The organism is Agrobacterium sp. ST15.13.013, from assembly GCF_027956525.1.
Taxonomy (GTDB): Bacteria; Pseudomonadota; Alphaproteobacteria; order Rhizobiales; family Rhizobiaceae; genus Agrobacterium; species Agrobacterium salinitolerans.
Genome location: NZ_JAQKGP010000011.1, coordinates 116,222 through 134,100 on the forward strand (window position 1 = coordinate 116,222; position 17,879 = coordinate 134,100).

15 protein-coding genes and 1 tRNA gene are annotated in these 17,879 nt (G+C 60.4%); 7 read left to right on the plus strand and 9 right to left on the minus strand.

The window, feature by feature from the left end:
* Window positions 1–82 precede the first annotated feature (82 nt).
* The 3 genes from queA to PL597_RS13325 all read left to right on the plus strand — a co-directional run bounded on the left by queA (window position 83) and on the right by PL597_RS13325 (window position 3,576).
* Window positions 83–1,165, plus strand: coding sequence for a tRNA preQ1(34) S-adenosylmethionine ribosyltransferase-isomerase QueA (queA, locus tag PL597_RS13315; RefSeq protein ID WP_271365339.1), 1,083 nt, complete (start codon window positions 83–85; stop codon window positions 1,163–1,165).
* Window positions 1,165–2,295, plus strand: coding sequence for a tRNA guanosine(34) transglycosylase Tgt (gene tgt, locus PL597_RS13320; RefSeq protein WP_173989210.1), 1,131 nt, complete (start codon window positions 1,165–1,167; stop codon window positions 2,293–2,295). The genes queA and tgt overlap by 1 nt, the downstream gene beginning before the upstream one ends.
* A 123-nt stretch (window positions 2,296–2,418) precedes the next feature.
* Window positions 2,419–3,576 (plus strand): aminodeoxychorismate synthase component I, encoded by a 1,158-nt coding sequence (locus PL597_RS13325; protein ID WP_271365340.1) that lies wholly within the window; start codon window positions 2,419–2,421, stop codon window positions 3,574–3,576.
* Here PL597_RS13325 and PL597_RS13330 read toward each other — a convergent pair whose 3' ends face one another.
* The 8 genes from PL597_RS13330 to PL597_RS13365 form a co-directional block, all read right to left on the minus strand.
* Window positions 3,577–4,854, minus strand: coding sequence for a type III PLP-dependent enzyme (locus PL597_RS13330; RefSeq protein ID WP_271365341.1), 1,278 nt, complete (start codon window positions 4,852–4,854; stop codon window positions 3,577–3,579).
* Window positions 4,838–6,370: an AMP-binding protein gene (locus tag PL597_RS13335; RefSeq protein WP_271365342.1), complete on the minus strand. Its 1,533-nt coding sequence runs from the start codon at window positions 6,368–6,370 to the stop codon at window positions 4,838–4,840. The genes PL597_RS13330 and PL597_RS13335 overlap by 17 nt, the downstream gene beginning before the upstream one ends.
* On the minus strand, window positions 6,367–6,630 hold the full coding sequence (locus PL597_RS13340) for an acyl carrier protein (RefSeq protein ID WP_077982183.1): 264 nt from the start codon (window positions 6,628–6,630) through the stop codon (window positions 6,367–6,369). Before PL597_RS13340 ends, PL597_RS13335 begins: the two co-directional genes overlap by 4 nt.
* 105 nt (window positions 6,631–6,735) lie before the next feature.
* Window positions 6,736–7,476, minus strand: coding sequence for a hypothetical protein (locus tag PL597_RS13345; RefSeq protein ID WP_333781943.1), 741 nt, complete (start codon window positions 7,474–7,476; stop codon window positions 6,736–6,738).
* Window positions 7,477–7,758: 282 nt separating this feature from the next.
* On the minus strand, window positions 7,759–8,886 hold the full coding sequence (locus PL597_RS13350; RefSeq protein WP_077982185.1) for an S-(hydroxymethyl)glutathione dehydrogenase/class III alcohol dehydrogenase: 1,128 nt from the start codon (window positions 8,884–8,886) through the stop codon (window positions 7,759–7,761).
* 150 nt (window positions 8,887–9,036) lie between these two features.
* Window positions 9,037–10,494 (minus strand): methylenetetrahydrofolate--tRNA-(uracil(54)-C(5))-methyltransferase (FADH(2)-oxidizing) TrmFO, encoded by a 1,458-nt coding sequence (gene trmFO / locus PL597_RS13355; RefSeq protein ID WP_271365345.1) that lies wholly within the window; start codon window positions 10,492–10,494, stop codon window positions 9,037–9,039.
* A gap of 520 nt (window positions 10,495–11,014) precedes the next feature.
* Complete coding sequence (locus PL597_RS13360; protein ID WP_003515516.1) at window positions 11,015–11,158, minus strand: DUF1127 domain-containing protein; 144 nt, start codon at window positions 11,156–11,158, stop codon at window positions 11,015–11,017.
* Between the two features lie 478 nt (window positions 11,159–11,636).
* Entirely contained in the window at window positions 11,637–11,783 is a 147-nt protein-coding gene (locus tag PL597_RS13365) for a DUF1127 domain-containing protein (RefSeq protein ID WP_004433052.1), read from the minus strand.
* A 638-nt stretch (window positions 11,784–12,421) separates the two neighbouring features.
* Between PL597_RS13365 and PL597_RS13370 the strand changes: the two genes are divergently transcribed.
* From PL597_RS13370 to PL597_RS13385, 4 genes are all read left to right on the plus strand, one after another.
* Window positions 12,422–12,504 (plus strand) — tRNA-Leu (locus PL597_RS13370).
* A 228-nt stretch (window positions 12,505–12,732) separates the two neighbouring features.
* Entirely contained in the window at window positions 12,733–14,211 is a 1,479-nt protein-coding gene (gene tig, locus PL597_RS13375; RefSeq protein ID WP_217004797.1) for a trigger factor, read from the plus strand.
* A 206-nt stretch (window positions 14,212–14,417) separates the two neighbouring features.
* Complete coding sequence (locus PL597_RS13380; RefSeq protein ID WP_271365377.1) at window positions 14,418–14,957, plus strand: AAA family ATPase; 540 nt, start codon at window positions 14,418–14,420, stop codon at window positions 14,955–14,957.
* A gap of 250 nt (window positions 14,958–15,207) precedes the next feature.
* Entirely contained in the window at window positions 15,208–15,858 is a 651-nt protein-coding gene (locus PL597_RS13385; protein ID WP_271365346.1) for a hypothetical protein, read from the plus strand.
* Between the two features lie 199 nt (window positions 15,859–16,057).
* Here PL597_RS13385 and sthA read toward each other — a convergent pair whose 3' ends face one another.
* Window positions 16,058–17,461 (minus strand): Si-specific NAD(P)(+) transhydrogenase, encoded by a 1,404-nt coding sequence (gene sthA / locus PL597_RS13390; protein ID WP_137410458.1) that lies wholly within the window; start codon window positions 17,459–17,461, stop codon window positions 16,058–16,060.
* Window positions 17,462–17,879: the final 418 nt, after the last annotated feature.

Sequence of the window (17,879 nt, forward strand, 5' to 3'; positions counted from 1 at the left end):
AGGGGAGGGAGCCTCTTTACCAACAACGACCCGCCGGCAGTCTGCTGCGAGGCGGGTTTTGATATTTTCGAGAGCCCTTGCAATGCGCGTAGACCTGTTCGATTTCGATCTGCCCGAGGAGAATATCGCCCTTCGCCCGGCAAACCCGCGCGACAGTGCGCGCCTGCTGGTGGTCGATCCGAATGAAAATCGCATGGAAGACCATCGCGTCTTCGACCTTCCGTCCTTCCTGCGACCCGGCGATGCGCTTGTCTTCAACGACACCCGCGTCATTCCTGCCCAGCTGGAAGGCGTGCGCCTGCGCGAAGGCGCGCCGGAGACGGCGGTTTCGGCCACGCTGCACATGCGCGCCGATCAATCCCGCTGGAAGGCCTTTGCCCGTCCCGGCAAGCGCATCAGGCAGGGAGATCGCATCCGCTTCGGTTACGAACGCGACAATGCGTGCGGCCTTGACCATCTGGAAGCCACCGTCGAGGAAAAGGGCGAGGACGGCGAAATCACGCTGCTGTTCGACGTCTCCGGCCCGGTGCTGGACGAGGCGATAGCCTCCGTCGGCCATATTCCGCTGCCGCCTTACATCGCCGCCAAGCGACCGGAAGATGCGCAGGACCAGACGGACTACCAGACCATCTACGCCCGCGAGAAAGGCGCCGTTGCCGCCCCCACCGCCGGCCTGCATTTCACGCCCGAGCTGTTTGCGGCGCTCGACAAGGCCGGTATCGAGCGGCATTTCGTGACGCTTCACGTGGGGGCAGGCACCTTCCTGCCGGTCAAGGCCGACGATACCGATGACCACAAGATGCATTTCGAGATCGGCCACGTCTCGCAGGAAACCGCTGACCGGCTGAATGCGGTGAAGGCGCGCGGCGGACGTATCGTCTGCGTCGGCACGACGTCGCTGAGGCTGATCGAAAGCGCGGCGACGGAAGATGGCGCCATCCACCCATGGTCCGACGCCACCGGCATCTTCATCACGCCCGGATACCGCTTCCGCGCGGTCGATATGCTCATGACCAATTTCCACCTGCCGAAATCGACGCTGTTCATGCTCGTTTCGGCTTTCTGCGGTCTCGAAACGATGCGTGACGCATATAAGCACGCCATCGAAACCGGATACCGCTTCTATTCCTATGGCGATTCCAGCCTGTTGTTCCGGAAAAACTGATGCACGACAAATTCACTTTCACCCTGAAAGCCACGAGCGGCGGCGCGCGCCTCGGCGAAGTCGCCATGCCGCGCGGCGTCATCCGCACGCCCGCCTTCATGCCGGTCGGCACCGTCGGCACCGTCAAGGCCATGTATCTCGATCAGGTGCGCGAGCTGGGGGCCGATATCATTCTCGGCAATACCTATCACCTGATGCTGCGGCCGGGCCCGGAGCGTGTTGCGCGCCTCGGTGGCCTGCATGAGCTGATCCGCTGGCCGCATCCGATCCTCACCGATAGCGGCGGTTTTCAGGTGATGTCGCTTTCCGGCCTTCGCAAGCTTGATGAGCAGGGGGTGACCTTCAAGAGCCATGTTGACGGTTCGCTGCACCACATGTCGCCGGAACGCTCCATCGAAATTCAGGGCATGCTCGATTCCGACATTCAGATGCAGCTTGACGAATGCATCGCGCTGCCCGCCGAACGCAAGGAAATCGAGCGCGCCATGGAAATGTCGCTGCGTTGGGCGGAACGCTGCCGCGTCGCCTTTGGCGAGCAGCCCGGCAAGGCCATGTTCGGCATCGTGCAGGGGGGCGATCAGCCGGACCTGCGCATTCGTTCCGCCGAAGGGCTGAAAGAGCTCGATCTCAAGGGTTACGCCGTCGGTGGCCTTGCCGTCGGCGAGCCGCAGGATGTGATGCTCGGCATGCTCGATATCACCCTGCCGGTGCTGCCCACCGAAAAGCCGCGTTACCTGATGGGTGTCGGCACGCCTGACGATATTCTCAAGTCCGTCGCGCGCGGCATCGACATGTTCGACTGCGTGATGCCGACCCGCTCCGGCCGTCATGGACTGGCCTTTACCCGCCGTGGCCGCGTCAATATCCGCAATGCCCGCCACGCCGAAGATATGCGCCCGCTGGACGAACAGTCCAACTGCCCGGCCTCGCGCGATTATTCCCGCGCCTATCTGCACCATCTCACCCGCGCCAACGAGGCGCTGGGCGGCATGCTGCTCTCCTGGCACAATCTTGCCTATTATCAGGAGCTGATGCAGGGTATCCGCAAGTCTATCGAGGAAGGCCGTTTCGCCGATTTTTATGCGGAAACCATCGAAATGTGGGCGCGGGGCGATATAGACCCGGTTTAGGTTGCAGAGCCTCCCCGACACTCGACGTCATCCTCGGGCTTGATCCGGGGACCGAGGATGACGGAGGAGAGGTTTCCATCCACCGCTTTGAACGCCCCAAACCTTCATTCTACGGATTTTTCCTTGGCACACGCGCCTTACGTTCTTTTCCGGGATGATACGTCCGGCACGGTGACAGCCTTCACCGAGCCGGAAGAGATCATCGTCGCGGATGAACCGGCGGCGTTTTTTGCCGCGCTGGAGCGCATGGAGGCGTTGCGGCGCGCAGGGAAATACCTTGCCGGCTATATGTCCTACGAGGCTGGTTTCCTGTTCGAGCCGAAGCTTGCGTCTTTTGCCGCCGAGCCCCGCAACGTGCCGTTTCTGAACTTCGGCGTCTTCTCCGGCTCGCAGCCGGATGAAGGCCGCTTTGCGCGACCCGACGCGGTGCCAGATGCGGACGCCTTTCTGACCGAACCGGTAGCGGCCTGGACGCTTCCCGAATATCGGCAGCGTTTCGAGAAGCTGCATGAGCATCTGCGCCGCGGTGATTGTTACCAGGGCAATCTGACCATGCCCGTTCACGCCCGCTGGAGCGGCGATCCGCTGACGGCCTTCTGGTCGTTGATCGAACGGCAGCCGGTGAAATATGGCGCGCTGGTCGATCTCGGCGGCCCGGTCATCCTGTCGCGGTCTCCGGAACTGTTCTTCTCGGTCGATGCGGAAGGTTTCATCGAAACCCATCCGATGAAGGGAACGACGCCGCGCGGGGCCGATGCGGAAGAAGACCGGGCGATCATCGCCGCAATGCTTGGCGACGAAAAGACGCTCGCCGAAAACCGCATGATCGTCGATCTGCTGCGCAACGATATTTCCCGCATTACCGAAGTCGGCAGCCTTGATGTGCCGCGGCTGTTCGATATCGAGACCTATCCGACCGTGCACCAGATGGTCAGCCATGTCAGGGCGAAACTTCTGCCCGACGTGACGGTGGAAGATATCTTCGCCGCCCTGTTTCCCTGCGGCTCCGTTACCGGCGCACCGAAAATGTGGGCGATGAAAATCCTGCGCGAGCTGGAGGCGACCCCGCGCGACGCCTATTGCGGCGCAATTGGCTTCATGTCTCCAGATGGTGAGATGCGATTCTCCGTGGCGATCCGCACGCTCAGCCTGTTTGACGACGGCCGTGCGGTCTTCAATGTCGGCGGCGGCATCGTGTTCGATTCCGTAGGTGAGGCAGAGTATGACGAGTGTCTGCTGAAATCGAAATTCGCGGTGGGTGACAGGTTGCTGCGGGGGTGATTATCGCCCGATCACCTCAAACGTCCCATCCTCAACCAGCACTTCCTTCGCCGCCGGGTGGCTGAGAAAGCCCACGGGGCTGGCGCTGGCGCCATAAGCGCCCGAGTGCAGGATGGCGATGAGGTCGCCGGCTTTCAGCTTCGGCAGGGCCGCATTGCGGGCAAGCGTATCGAGCGGCGTGCAGAGCGGGCCGACGATGGTTGCCGTTTCCTCATGCTCCGCCTGCATCATGGCAGGTGCGACAATGGGATAGTTGCGCTTGACGATCTGGCCGAGATTGCCGGAGGCGGCGAGGTGGTGGTGCATGCCGCCATCCACCACCACGAAGGTGGTACCGCGCGAGGTCTTTACGGAATTGACTTCCGCCACATAGAGGCCGCCGGGACCGGCGAGGAAGCGGCCGGGTTCGATGATGATATGGGCTTCGGCGATCAGCGGGTGCTCGTTAAGAAGCGCTTTGAGATCGGGAATGGCAGCGGCCACCTTCGCGAGATCAAGCGGTGTCTCCCCGGCGAAATAGGGGATGCCGAGACCGCCGCCGAGATCGATGGTTTCGAGCGGCTTGCCGAGCATCTCGGCCATGCGCGCGGCAACGGAAATGCCGTGTCGCCACTGGGAGACAAGCATGTCGGCATCGAGAATCTGCGTGCCGCCGTAAATATGGACGCCGACGAGATCGATATATCGGGCGTCCTTGAAGAGCGGCAGGACGTTCTCGAGTTCTTCTTCGTCAAAACCGAAGGCGGTGGCCTTGCCGCCCATACGCATCGCGCCGGCCTGTGCATCCGGCACCGGATTGATGCGGATCGAGGCTTTGACCGGCTTGCCAATCGCCTCGATGCGGCCGATTTCCTCGGCGCTTTCGATGTGGATTTCGCCGATACCGCTCTCGATCACTTCGCGCAGTTCGGCCATGCCTTTGCCGGGGCCGGCGAAGATGATGTTTTCCGCTGCGACACCAGCCTTAATGGCGGCGCGATATTCGCCGACGGAAGCGATTTCCGCACCCGCACCTTCCTGCCGGAAAAGCGAGACGATGGCGGGCAGGGGATTGGCCTTCACCGAATAATAGATATCGGCAAAACCGCCCAGCGCGGTTTCGAGATCGCGATAGGCGCGGCGCATGCCGGCGGCGTCATAAAGGAAGCACGGCGTTCCGGTCCCGGCGACAATATCGCGCACGGAAAGTCCGCCGATCATCAGATCGTTCTCGCTTATGTCGAATGACGCGGCTGCAAAGGTCGGGCCGTGGGTCTGGGGTTTATCCGTTGGCGCCATTGTCCGTCCGTTCGCGCACCAGCGCGCGGTAATCCACCTTGCCATTGGCCGTGACCGGCAGTCGTTCCACCAGTTCGATGGCGCGCGGGATCATGAAGGGGGCGAGCATTTCGGCGGCCTTCTTCAGCGCTGCCGAAACGTCGATATTCTGGTTGGCGGCAGTCGCCACGGCATGGACCTTTTCGCCCGCGAAGGGGTCCGGCAGGCCGATGACGGCGACCTCACGGAAAAGCCCCGTCGACATCAGGCTTTCCTCCACCTCGGTCGGGCTGATGCGATAGCCCGACGATTTGATCATCGCATCGTTGCGGGCGACGAAGCTGAAGAAACCGTCCTCGTCCTCCACCGCCAGATCGCCGGAATAACATACGGTCTCGCCGCCCAGCGCCGCCGGAATGAAGGGGTGAGGGCGCAGCACCTTTGCCGTATCCTCCGGCCGGTTCCAGTAACCCAGCGAGACGGTTGGGCCGCGATGCACGAGAATGCCGGGTTCACCCGGCTTCGCCCTCTGTCCCTTATCGGTGACGATGAAGATTTCACATTCGGGAATGGCCTTGCCGATGGAAGTTGGGCGGCGGTCGATTTCATCGGGCGGCAGGAAGGTGGAGCGGAAGGCTTCCGTGAGGCCATACATCAGGTAGATTTTCGTATCCGGCAACTTCTCGCGCAAGGCCTTGACGGTTTCCTGCGGCACGCGTCCGCCGGAATTGGTGATGTAGCGCAGATGCGGCAGAGGCGTCTTTGTCAGCGACGGGGCGGCTTTCGTCAGGATCGCCCAGATCGTCGGCACGCCGGCGAGACCCGTGATGGCATGGTCGCGCAGATCGCGGATAATCTCGTCGCCCAGCCGGAAGGTGGAGATGATCGTGGCCGCACCCTGTTCCACCGCCGTCAGCAACTGGTTCAGGCCATAATCGAAGCTGAAGGGCAGGAGGGAGAGAATGCGGTCCTTGCCGGTGATTGCCAGATAGGTGCGCACGATGCGCGCGCCGGCCAGAAGATTGCGGTGAGACAGCATCACGCCCTTGGGCGAGCCGGTGGAGCCGGATGTATAAAGAATGGCGGCCAGGTCTTCGCCGATTGCCGCTGAGGGGCGGGCGAGTGTTTCGGCGCGTGCCTCAATCTCTTCCGCCAGCAGGACCGTGACCTCGGGAAGGTCTTCCAGTGCCGCTTTCAGCTCTTCCATCATCGCGGCGTCGCTGATGACGATTTTTGCGCCGCAATCCTTGACGATATGGCGAATCTGCTGCGCTTTCAGCAATGCGTTCACCGGCACGAAGACGCCTGACGCCATGCTCACACCGAAGATCGACCAGCATTCCGCGATGCCGCGCGGCAGATAGATAACGACGCGGTCACCGCGTTGCGCGCCGGCTTCCTGCAATGCCGCTGCGCAACGGGCCGCCGTTGTGGCAAAGTCGCGATAATTCAGCGATCGGTCCTTGTGGACGAGGGCCTGGTCGTCGCTTGCCGCGCGGGCGGTAAGCAGGTGGTGCAGCAGGAAATGGGGTGTCATCTCCTCCGTTCCCTGAGGACGAAGGCGACGAGATCGGCCGGCGTGCCGAGATTTTCGGGCTGGAAATGCTCGTCATCGAGAATGATGCCGAAACTCTCGCCGAGGAAGACCATCAACTCGAGAAAGCCGAGCGAATCGATCGCGCCGCCTTCGAGAAGCAGCGTATCGGCGGAAAAGGGGGCATAGGCGGGAAAACGGTCAGCCAGGTAGGAATAAATCGTGTCGGCAACGTCGATTTCATTTTCTTTCGCCGCGAGCATGCTTGTTCTCCAATTTCCCGTTTGAAACCATGGACCCGCCCCGGAACGACGCTTTGCCTGTAAAGGCCAGGATTCCATCAGGTCACGAAGGTTTCACTAGAATACCTAAGGTGGCAATAACACCAACTCTGAGTATGTTTCGTTAATAAACTGTGGGTTCCATGCTCCTTTTACTTGTATTGGTGCAATTTTATGTGCGGCAAAGCCGGCCGCCTTTCGGTCCTCCTCGCAAGCCGCCATGGTGAGCGCGAGCCGGCCTTTACCCACCAGGTGGCGGGCAATGGCGGGCAGGTGGCTTTGCGCGATGTGCCGGTCCTCGCAATAGATCAGGCGGGCGGAGGGGAGTTTTTTGGTTATGGTTTTCAGGAAAACCAGAGGATAGGGACGGCCTTCCGCTTCCAGAATGGCCACGATGCAGCCCAGACGGGCGTGGTCTTCCAGCATGTCGCGTGTTTCTGAAGAGAGAGTTTTCGCCGTTGTCTGTGTGAACGGATGAAGCCGTCCGCCTGTCGGGCGAAAAGTCGTGAGCGGCAGCGGATAAAACAATGTGCAATTTGTCACCGTGTGAAACCCCAGCCGCTCGTTCAGCTCGCGGGCTTCGGGCGAGGGGGTGAGATCGGTGAAGAGTTCGTTTTCGTCCGACGACGCCATCTGTAACATGCGCGGCGCGAACCAGCGGCAGGACGGCTCGACATACCAGCTTGAGAGATTGACGATAACTCTGTTGGTGTCGGGCAGACGGCTTCTGATTGTCAGCAGCACGCCTGCGGCATCGCCGCCCTTCATCAGCAATTGGCCGATGGGGCCGAGATGACGCCGCTCGTGATGTTCACCGATAAGCGACAGGCCTCGAGCCCAGAAGGCCTCGCTTTTTTCCGGAAAACCTTTCGCCAGAAGGCCAACGGCGGCGGCGCGGTTTCCGTTGTCGATCGGTACGATTTTCACGGGTCGCTCTCCGCTGTCTGGCCTTGCTCTGGCCGGGGAGAGGTTTTCAACTCCACCGCGCAGTATCGGCTTACGACGATAGATTTACCGTGCCGTTAATCGCCATGGCTGCAGCAGGCTCTTGGCAATCACATTTGCACGAATGGCGGGCGCACCGTCAAGCGCGCCCGCCTTCGCCTGGAATCAATAAACCACGACGCCGCGGATCGATTCACCCTTGTGCATCAGCTCAAAGCCCTTGTTGATGTCTTCGAGCGGCATGGTGTGGGTGATCATCGGGTCGATCTGGATCTTGCCTTCCATGTACCAGTCGACGATCTTCGGCACATCCGTGCGGCCGCGCGCGCCGCCAAAGGCGGTGCCCATCCAGTTGCGGCCGGTGACGAGCTGGAACGGACGCGTGGATATTTCCTGGCCCGCACCCGCAACGCCGATGATGACGGATTTGCCCCAGCCGCGATGTGAGGCTTCCAGCGCCTGGCGCATGACCTTGGTATTGCCCGTGCAGTCGAACGTATAGTCCGCGCCGCCGATCAGGTCGCCATTACGCTTCGTCATGTTGACCAGATAGGGCACGATGTCGTCGCCGACTTCCTTCGGGTTGACGAAGTGGGTCATGCCGAACTTCTCGCCCCAGGCCTTACGATCGTTGTTGATATCGACACCGATGATCATATCCGCGCCGGCAAGGCGCAGGCCCTGAAGCACGTTGAGGCCGATGCCGCCGAGACCGAAGACGATTGCGGTGGAGCCGATCTCGACCTTAGCGGTGTTGATGACGGCGCCGATGCCGGTCGTCACGCCGCAGCCGATGTAGCAGACCTTATCGAAGGGCGCGTCGGGATTGATCTTGGCCAGCGCGATCTCGGGCAGAACCGTATAGTTCGAGAAAGTCGAGCAGCCCATATAGTGATGGATCTTGTCCTTGCCGATGGAGAAGCGCGAGGTGCCGTCAGGCATCACGCCCTGGCCCTGCGTGGCGCGGATGGAGGTGCAGAGATTGGTCTTGCGCGATGTGCAGGAATAGCACTCGCGGCATTCCGGCGTGTAGAGCGGAATGACGTGATCGCCCTTCTTGACCGAAGTAACGCCGGGGCCGACATCAACGACGATACCGGCGCCTTCATGGCCGAGGATCGCCGGAAACAGGCCTTCCGGATCGGCGCCGGAGAGGGTGAAATCGTCGGTGTGGCAGATGCCGGTGGCCTTCACCTCGATCAGCACTTCGCCGGCGCGGGGACCTTCAAGCTGAACGGTCATGACCTCGAGCGGTTTTCCTGCCTGAATGGCAACGGCGGCGCGAACGTCCATATTCGATCTCCTCAGTCTTTTAATGTCGAAATAAAAAGGTTTTGCCCGAGCGCGACTGGCCGGGCAAGGCAAAATCCGGTGACCCGGAATGGAAAAGGGGCGTGTGCGGACACATGCCCCTTTATTCTGGCCGATAGATGCGGGGCAGGCCTATGGCGTTGCGTCGCTCTCTTGTTCCGTTGCGACGTGTTCCACACCAAGCCAAGCGGCACAATGCTTCAGCGCCCGCGCTGCGATGAGCTGGCGCTTCATGATGGTCTTGTCCTTGCCGCGAAAACGTTTCACGCCATCAGGCTTGACGATGGAGCCCGGCTCCAGTTCCGGGAACAGGCCGAAATTGATGTTCATCGGCTGGTAGGAACGCTTGCCCGGCTCATCATCGGAAGAGAGGTGGCCGCCGGTGATGTGGTTGAGCAGCGAGCCAAGCGCCGTGGTGGCCGGCGGCAGGCTCGGGGTTTCGCCCTTTTGTTCGGCCGCTGCGAAGCGACCGGCGAGAAGCCCGACGGAGGCGCTTTCCACATACCCTTCGCAGCCGGTGATCTGGCCGGCGAAACGCAGGTCCGGCCGCGATTTCAGCCTTAGCGAGCGGTCCAGCAGGATGGGGGAATCGATATAGGTGTTGCGGTGCAGGCCGCCGAGGCGGGCGAATTCCGCATTTTCGAGACCGGGAATCATGCGGAACACATCCGCCTGCACGCCATATTTCAGCTTCGTCTGGAAACCGACCATATTATAGAGCGTGCCGAGCGCATTGTCCTGCCGCAGCTGGACGACGGCATAGGCCTTGACGGTCGGGTTATGGGCATTGGTCAGGCCCATCGGCTTCATCGGGCCGTGGCGCAGCGTCTGGCGGCCGCGCTCCGCCATGATCTCGATCGGCAGGCAGCCGTCGAAATAGGGGGTGCCCTCCCATTCCTTGAAACCGACCGTATCACCGGCAATGAGCGCATCGATAAAGGCGTTATATTGCTCTTCGTCCATCGGGCAGTTGATGTAATCCTTGCCCGTGCCGCCGGGGCCGACCTTGTCGTAACGTGACTGGTACCAGCAGATATCCATGTTGATGCTGTCGCGGTGCACGATGGGCGCGATGGCATCAAAGAATGCCAGCGCATCTTCGCCCGTCTCGGCCTGAACTGCTGCCGCCAGATCCGGCGAGGTGAGCGGGCCGGTGGCGATGATGGTGCTGCCCCATTCCTTTGGCGGCAGGCCTGTTACTTCTTCGCGGACAATTGTCACCAGCGGGTGATTTTCAAGCATATCCGTCACGGCCTGCGAAAACCCGTCGCGGTCGACGGCGAGCGCGCCGCCGGCCGGCACCTGATGTTTATCGGCGCAGGCCATGATGAGAGAGCCGGCAAGCCGCATTTCCGCATGGATGACACCGACCGCATTGGCCGTCGCGTCGTCGGAGCGGAAGGAGTTGGAACAGACCAGTTCCGCCAGCGTATCGCCCTTATGCGCATCTGTGCCGCGCACGCCGCGCATTTCGTGCAGGATGACAGGCACGCCGCTCTCAGCAATCTGCCATGCGGCTTCCGAGCCGGCCAGTCCGCCGCCCACGACGTGAATGGGAGAATGGGTCTTGTCTTGCATGCTGGCGTCCATGAACCGCGCGCGGGGCAAAGCTCCCGTCCGGCGGCTGTCATTCGAGTGATGGTTCCGCGCGGGTCCCTTGGGGACGCGGCATTGTTGCGGGATGCACTAGCATGCATGGCCTGGGCAGCCAAATGTTTTTGCGGGGAAGGGATATGAAGATGGTCAGGCTACCAATTTCGCTGCAGGGCTAAAAAGCAGGCAAGTGTTTTTTGGGGAGTGAGCGCGCGCCACTTGTTTCTTCTCCCCGTCGGGGAGAAGTCCGCGGCAGCGGGATGAGGGGGCGAGGGTAGAGGGATACGGCAACGTTGCCCCCTCATCCGACCCTTCGGGCCACCTTCTCCCCGGCGGGGAGAAGAAGTGTGCCGCGATGCCCGGCCTTCCTCGTGATTCTCAATGCTGGGCGATGTTGAAGGCCGAACTCAAGCCGAACACCCAGAATCAAAAACGGCGCCCGAGGCGCCGTTTTCTTAAAACCTGTCGCTCAATCGTCGCGCCCTGGAGGTCGGGCAGCGGGACGATCGTTTACGCCTTAGCGGAACGAACGGGAAGCAACGTTACGGATGTCGTAACGGGTCAGGCCGATGTCGCTCAGGGCCTGGTTGGACAGGCTGCCGAGTTCGTTGATCGTGCGGCGGTAGGAGATCCAGTTCTTTGCGATGCGGATAGGGTTCATGGTCGTTTCCTCAATCTATCTCTGTTGATTTCGTCGGCCGGCTCAGCGTTTCTCTGTGCTCTCGGCTGTTGAGGTTTATATATAGACATTGAGCCATGTTGTGCAGTGCAGATTTTAGGCTACTGCCATGCATTTGTGCACTATGTCGGCTAAATTTGCGGCTTTGAATATCATCTGAGCAAAATATGAGCGGAAATGCCTGTGTTTCAGGCGGTTTTGACGGGTTTGGCAGCCTTTGGCGGCGCAAAAGGGGCTTGCCGGTGTAAAAAGACGCATCGGGAAGGGCGCGCGCTATCCGGCCGTTGCGTAAATGGGGTCGGCCATCGATGCATTTTTCATCCGCCGACCCTGCGGGCGGCTGTGGCAATGCCGGTTCGCCCCGGAGAGCCGCCCAAAACGAAAAAAGGCCGGAGGCGGGAGCCTCAGGCCTTTTGAGTAGGTCGTCTCGCATCCGCCGCAAGGAGCGGCGGGCGTATAATCAGAAGCCGACGGCGGTCTTGGCGACGCGGCGGATGTCCTGACGGCCGATGCCGAGGTCGCTCAGTTCGCGGTCGGTCATGCGGCCGAGTTCGGTTACGGTCTGACGATACTTGCGCCAGTTGGTGAGCGAGCGTGCAATGTTCATTTTCATCTTCCTCTTCGTGCTGTTCAGTCTCAACGGCCAGTCTTGGGAGGCTTTGGTCCGGGGCTGAACTCGATCTCTGTATGGCCATGAATATAATCGGTTTAATCAAAACAAAAACAGACAAAGCAAGATGTCACCTATGCGCTCATTGCAATGCAAGCCGGTAAATCAGGCCGATTGCGACGATTCGTGCATAATTTGTGACCATTTTATGAGCTTTGGGTGATCGTCTGGTGGGTGGTCGTGCGAGAGCGTGCGGTATGACCGGATAATGCCGGGGCAAGGGGGCAGAAACCCTCCATCGCTGATTTGGAGCAAGGGCCTGCAATCCGGCTGCGGCGGGCGCTATATATAATGTCAATGCAGCTGCATAAATATTGTCTGCTTTTTTCCGCCTGCCGGCATGCGATGCGCCGGGCGGCCCGGGTCGGGAAGGCGGGGGAGGATGGGGTGCGGCTTGCCGTTTTCCGCCCAAAGATTGCCTCTGCCCGGCTGTCGCGCGCTGTCGCCCGTCAGGGTGGCGAATAAGCGGCGCCCGCCGACGGTGCTGCGGGTGAGAAAAGTCCGGAGGAAACGAAAGGCGGCGATAAGGCGCGCTTGACCCTTTCAGAACATTGTGACATACCGCCGCCCAACGTGCGGGTATGGCGGAATTGGTAGACGCATTGGTTTTAGGTACCAACGCTTCGGCGTGGGAGTTCGAGTCTCTCTACCCGCACCACAAGCAAGGCATGGCTGCGCCACGCTTGCGCCAGAGTGCATCTTTATAAGATGCGAGGGCTTTTGGGGTGTCCCTCAAGCTGTCTCAGGCGCGGGCGCGAAGGTGTCCGGCAGGCGCTTGTGCAACGAAATAACAGAAGCCACGGCCGGGACATTGTTCCAGTGCAGTGCTCGAAAGTAAACCAACGGCTGTCTGAGCACCGCCGCCATGATGTGAAGGTTTGAGAAAATGCAGGTTATCGAAACGCTCGCTGAAGGGCTGAAGCGCGAACTCAAGGTCGTTATTCCGGCCGCCGACATGAAGGCCCGTCTGGACGAGCGCCTGGTTGACGCCAAGGACAAGGTTCGCATCAACGGTTTCCGTCCCGGCAAGGTGCCGGTTGGCCACCTGAAGAAGATGTACGGCAAGTCCATCATGGCCGATCTCGTCAACGAGCTGGTTCGTGAAAAGCCGACCGAAATCCTCTCCAGCCGTGGCGAAAAGTCCGCAACGCAGCCGGCCATCTCGATGACCGAAGACGAGCAGGAAGCCGAAAAGATCCTGTCGGCCGAATCCGATTTCGAATTCACCGTTGCCTACGAAATCATTCCGGCCATCGAACTGAAGGCCAATGACGGCATCAAGGTTACCCGCGAAGTTGTTGAAGTCTCCGAAGACGAAATCAACGAGCAGATCCTCAAGATCGCTGAAAGCGCCCGCACTTTTGAAGCCAAGAAGGGCAAGGCCGCTGAAGGCGACCGCGTCACGATGAACTATCTCGGCAAGGTTGACGGCGAAGCCTTCGATGGCGGCGCTGCTGAAGACGCTGAACTGGTTCTCGGTTCGGGCCGCTTCATCCCCGGCTTCGAAGACCAGCTCGTTGGCGTCAAGGCCGGCGACGAAAAGACCATCACCGTGACGTTCCCGGCCGATTACCCGGCTGCGAACCTTGCCGGCAAGGAAGCCAACTTCGACATCACCGTCAAGGAAGTCGCTGCCGCTGCCGCCGTTGAAATCAACGACGAACTGGCGACCAAGCTCGGTCTCGAATCGGCTGAAAAGCTGAAGGAAATCGTCAAGGGTCAGATCGAGAGCCAGTATGGCAACGTCACCCGCCAGAAGGTCAAGCGTCAGATTCTCGACCAGCTCGACGAAATGTACAAGTTCGACACGCCGGCTGGCCTCGTCGATGCCGAGTTCGACAACATCTGGCGCCAGATCAACACCGATCTCGCCCAGTCGGGCAAGACCTTTGCTGACGAAGACACGACCGAAGAAGAAGCCCGCGAAGAATATCGCAAGCTCGCTGAACGCCGCGTCCGTCTCGGCCTCGTTCTCTCCGAAATCGGCGAAAAGGCCGGCGTCGAAGTGACCGAAGAAGAAATGCAGCGCGCGCTGTTCCAGCAGCTGCAGCAGTTCCCGGGTCAGCAGAAGGAAATCCTCGATTTCTTCCGCAACACGCCAGGCGCTTCCGCTTCGCTGCGCGCTCCGATCTTCGAAGAAAAGGTCATCGACAAGCTGCTCACCGAAATCTCGGTAACGGACAAGACCGTTTCCAAGGAAGAGCTGCTGGCTGACGACGGCGAAGAAGCCACGGAAACCAAGAAGAAGGCGCCTGCCAAGAAAAAGGCTGCTGCCAAGGCTGACGACGCCGCTGAAGGCGAAGAAGCCGCTCCGAAGAAGAAGGCTCCTGCCAAGAAGAAGGCCGCTGAAGGCGACGCTGAATAATCTTGGTTGGCGAAAGCTGATTGAATGGAAGGGCCGCGGCGAAAGCTGCGGCCTTTTTGTTTGGGCGCCCCGCTTGTTCAGCTACGCAATCGCCCGTTTCTCAATCCTTCGACATCGTTGCGTCATTCCTGGTTACTATAGTCGAAACCCATAATGCTGGGCCAGGCTTCAAGGACCATAGTCGAAGAATGTCGAACGGCAGTGCCATGGGTGTGAGAAATTACTTGGTCGAGGGTGTCTCCGGGGTCGGCAAGACTTCGGTTGCGACAGAACTTCAGCGGCGTGGCCATCATGTGATCCACGGCGACCGGGAGCTTGCCTACAAGGGCGACCCTGAAACCGGCGAACCGCTCGATCCCGCGTTGTTGCGGGGCGATGCGACCGATATGCCTTTCCGGCATCGGCATCATATCTGGGATGTCGAAAAGGTTCGGCGGATCGCCGCCGACCGCAGCCACGCACTCACATTCTTTTGCGGTGGCTCGAGAAATTTTCAGCGTTTCATGGATGTGTTCGATGAGGTCTTCGTTCTCGATCTCGATAGCGAGACCTTGCGAAAACGGCTGATCGAGAGACCCGCGGACGAGTTCGGCGGAAACCCGCAGGAGCGCGAATTTGTCCTGCAACTCCATGCAACGAAGGAAGACATCCCCGTTGACGCAACGGTCCTCGATTCATCCAGACCTTTGACCGTGGTGGTGGATGATATTCTCGCCCGGTGCACGCCTACGGTCGAAAAAGAGTAGCGGCCGAGCTACCCGCGTCCTCGTTCCGATCACAATGCAGTGCAGCATGATTTTTTGCTGCATCTGCTCTTGTTCATCTCCCGTTCATCTGGCACTTTGCGCCGCATGATTTGCCCAGGTCGTATTCAGCGGCCGTTCGGGCATGAAGCGCCGCTCGATGCGGCCTCGTCACTGCCAACCGTTGGCCTTACGCTTTTACCGTGCCTGCCGGGTTCTCCCGGCGCGCCCTTAATTTGCCAGGGGACAAGATATGTCGCCAAGAATGGGTTTTACCCTCCTGTTGTCTCTTTTCACCGCCACTGGCACCGCGGCCTATGCTGATGAGGCCGGGCTGATCTGGAAGCCGGTCAAGAATTCAGACCGTTCCTATACGGCGCGCATCGGCGCGAAGCTGCCGGTCGATACGCCGATCCGGGCGGGCCTCGAAATGGGCATGAGCGCGTCTAAGGGTGGGCAGCTGGTCGATACGCCGGTGCGGCTATGGGGCAATGTCACGCTGCTCGCCGAACAGTTGCCCGGCGTTTCCCTGGCCCGTGATGTCGGCGTCATTTTCAATGCGCTGACGGGTTCGAGCAGTATCTCCATGACCTCGCGGCAGAAACGTGTCGTCACGCCGGAGCTGGATATCGAGGCGAACCGCAATTTCACCGTCCGTTATGACGGCACGGCGCAGCAATGGAACGGGCTGGATGTGTCGCAGTCGCTGCGCCTGTCCCGTTCGGAAACCGGCACGGCTTTTGTGCTGACGGGGGCGAGCCGAAACAGTTTCAATGAGTTCAGCAGCGGCGTGGCGGTGGAGCAGAAGATTGGCGATCACCTGACTGTGCGCGGCACGCTTGATCAGGGCTATGCGGATCATTTCCGGCCCGGCGTGAGTGCGCGGTATAGTATCCGGTGGTGAGGGTATGCGTGACCTGTCGTCTAAGCAATGCGTACGACCGGCATTCTAGCTCGATACGCGGCGTCATCCTTGGGCTTGTCCCAAGGATCTAATCACGTCTCATAAACCGAGACGTTGCAGATGCTCGGGACAGGCCCGGGCATGACGGCAGGAGATGTTTTCGAACATTGCAGATTATCTCCTTACCCGCGACAAAGCCTCAATCCTTCTTGATCTCACCCATCCGGTTCCAAGCATCCAGCCCGGCAATCTTGTAGGCTTCCGCAAGTGTGGGATAGTTGAAGGTATTCTCGACGAAATATTCCACCGTGCCCTTCAGGTTCAGCACCGCCTGGCCGATATGCACCAGTTCGGTCGCACCTTCGCCGACGATGTGGACGCCGAGCAGGCGGCGGGTTTTCAGCGAGAAGATCATCTTCAAGAGCCCGCTGTCGAGGCCCATGATGTGGCCGCGCGAGGTTTCGCGGAAATGGGCGATGCCGCATTCATAGGGAATGTTGCGTTCGATGACTTCTTCTTCCGTCAGGCCGCAGGTGGAGATCTCAGGCACGGCATAGATGCCATAGGGGAAGAATTGCGGCGGTTCGCCGGCAGGGGCGCCAACGGCGTGGCGGGCGGCGATGCGGCCCTGTTCCATGGAGGTGGAGGCAAGGCTCGGGAAACCGATGATATCGCCGGCGGCATAGATGTTCGGCACAGACGTCTGGAAGGTCTCGGGATCGACTTTCAGGCGGCCACGGCTATCGGCCTCCAGCCCGCAGGCGGAAAGGTTGAGCGTATCGGTGGCGCCGACGCGACCGGCGGCGAAGAGGACGGTCTCGGCCTTCAGCACGCGACCGTTGCCGAGCGAGACGAGGCATTTGCCGCTCTCGTCGCGTTCCACCTTTTCCGCCTTCTGGCCGAAGATCAGTTTCATGTTGCGGTCGCGCAGCTGATAGGTGAAATCCTCGACGATTTCCTTGTCGATGAATTCCAGCATGGTCTCGCGCGGTTCCACCACAGTTACCTGCGTGTCGAGCGCGCTGAAGATGGTGGCATATTCGATGCCGATGACGCCGGCGCCAACGACGATCATGGAGCGCGGCAGTTCCTTGATTTCCAGAATCTCGTCCGAATCGAGCACCGCTTCGCCATCGAAGGGAATATGCGGCGGCCTGTAGGGGCGGGTGCCGATGGTCAGCAGGATGGAGGTGGCGGTGACAGTCATGATCTCGCCGTCGCTCTTCACCACCTTCATGGTGTTGGCGTCGATGAAGCTTGCCGTGCCGCGAATGTGCTGCACGCGGTTGCGGGCGAACTGGTGTTCCAGCACTTCCACCTCGTGATCCAGCGTGATGAGGAGGCGACGGCGCAGATCTTCCGCATCGATCTCCTGCTTGACGCGATAGGCACGGCCGTAAAATCCGCGCTCGCGCCAGCCGGTGAGGTTGAGCGCGGTTTCGCGCAGGGTTTTGGAAGGAATGGTGCCGGTGTGCACCGAAACGCCGCCAACGCGGCTGCCCTTCTCAATGACCAGAACCCTCTTTTCGAGCTTGGCGGCCTGAATGGCGGCCCGTCTACCCGCCGGACCGCTGCCGACAACAATCAGATCGAACTGGTGCATGAAAAACCCCGGAACAGAATATTGCGATGACCGGATGTCGCATCCGGCGTGGCGTCGCCGCGAAATGGTCGTGATGCCATTTTGACGATGGGGAGTGATTCCCCGGTCAGCCTTGCCCGCAAGAGTGCAATGCAACAAACGCCTGCGTCAATCTGTAGCGTAAGAATCTGACGGATTCGTAACTGGGTGTGAAGTTTCGGGAGGTTGTGCGATTCATGGTGGACGGAGGAGCGTGGGGCTTACCCCCCTCTGCCCTGCCGGGCATCTCCCCCTCAAGGGGGGAGATCGATCTGCGGGCAGGTTTCGCCCATCTCGATATTTGCGAATGAAGTGATGTTCGCACCTCCTGCCGATCTCCCCCCTTGAGGGGGAGATGCCCGGCAGGGCAGAGGGGGGTAAGCCCCACGCACTTCGGTCG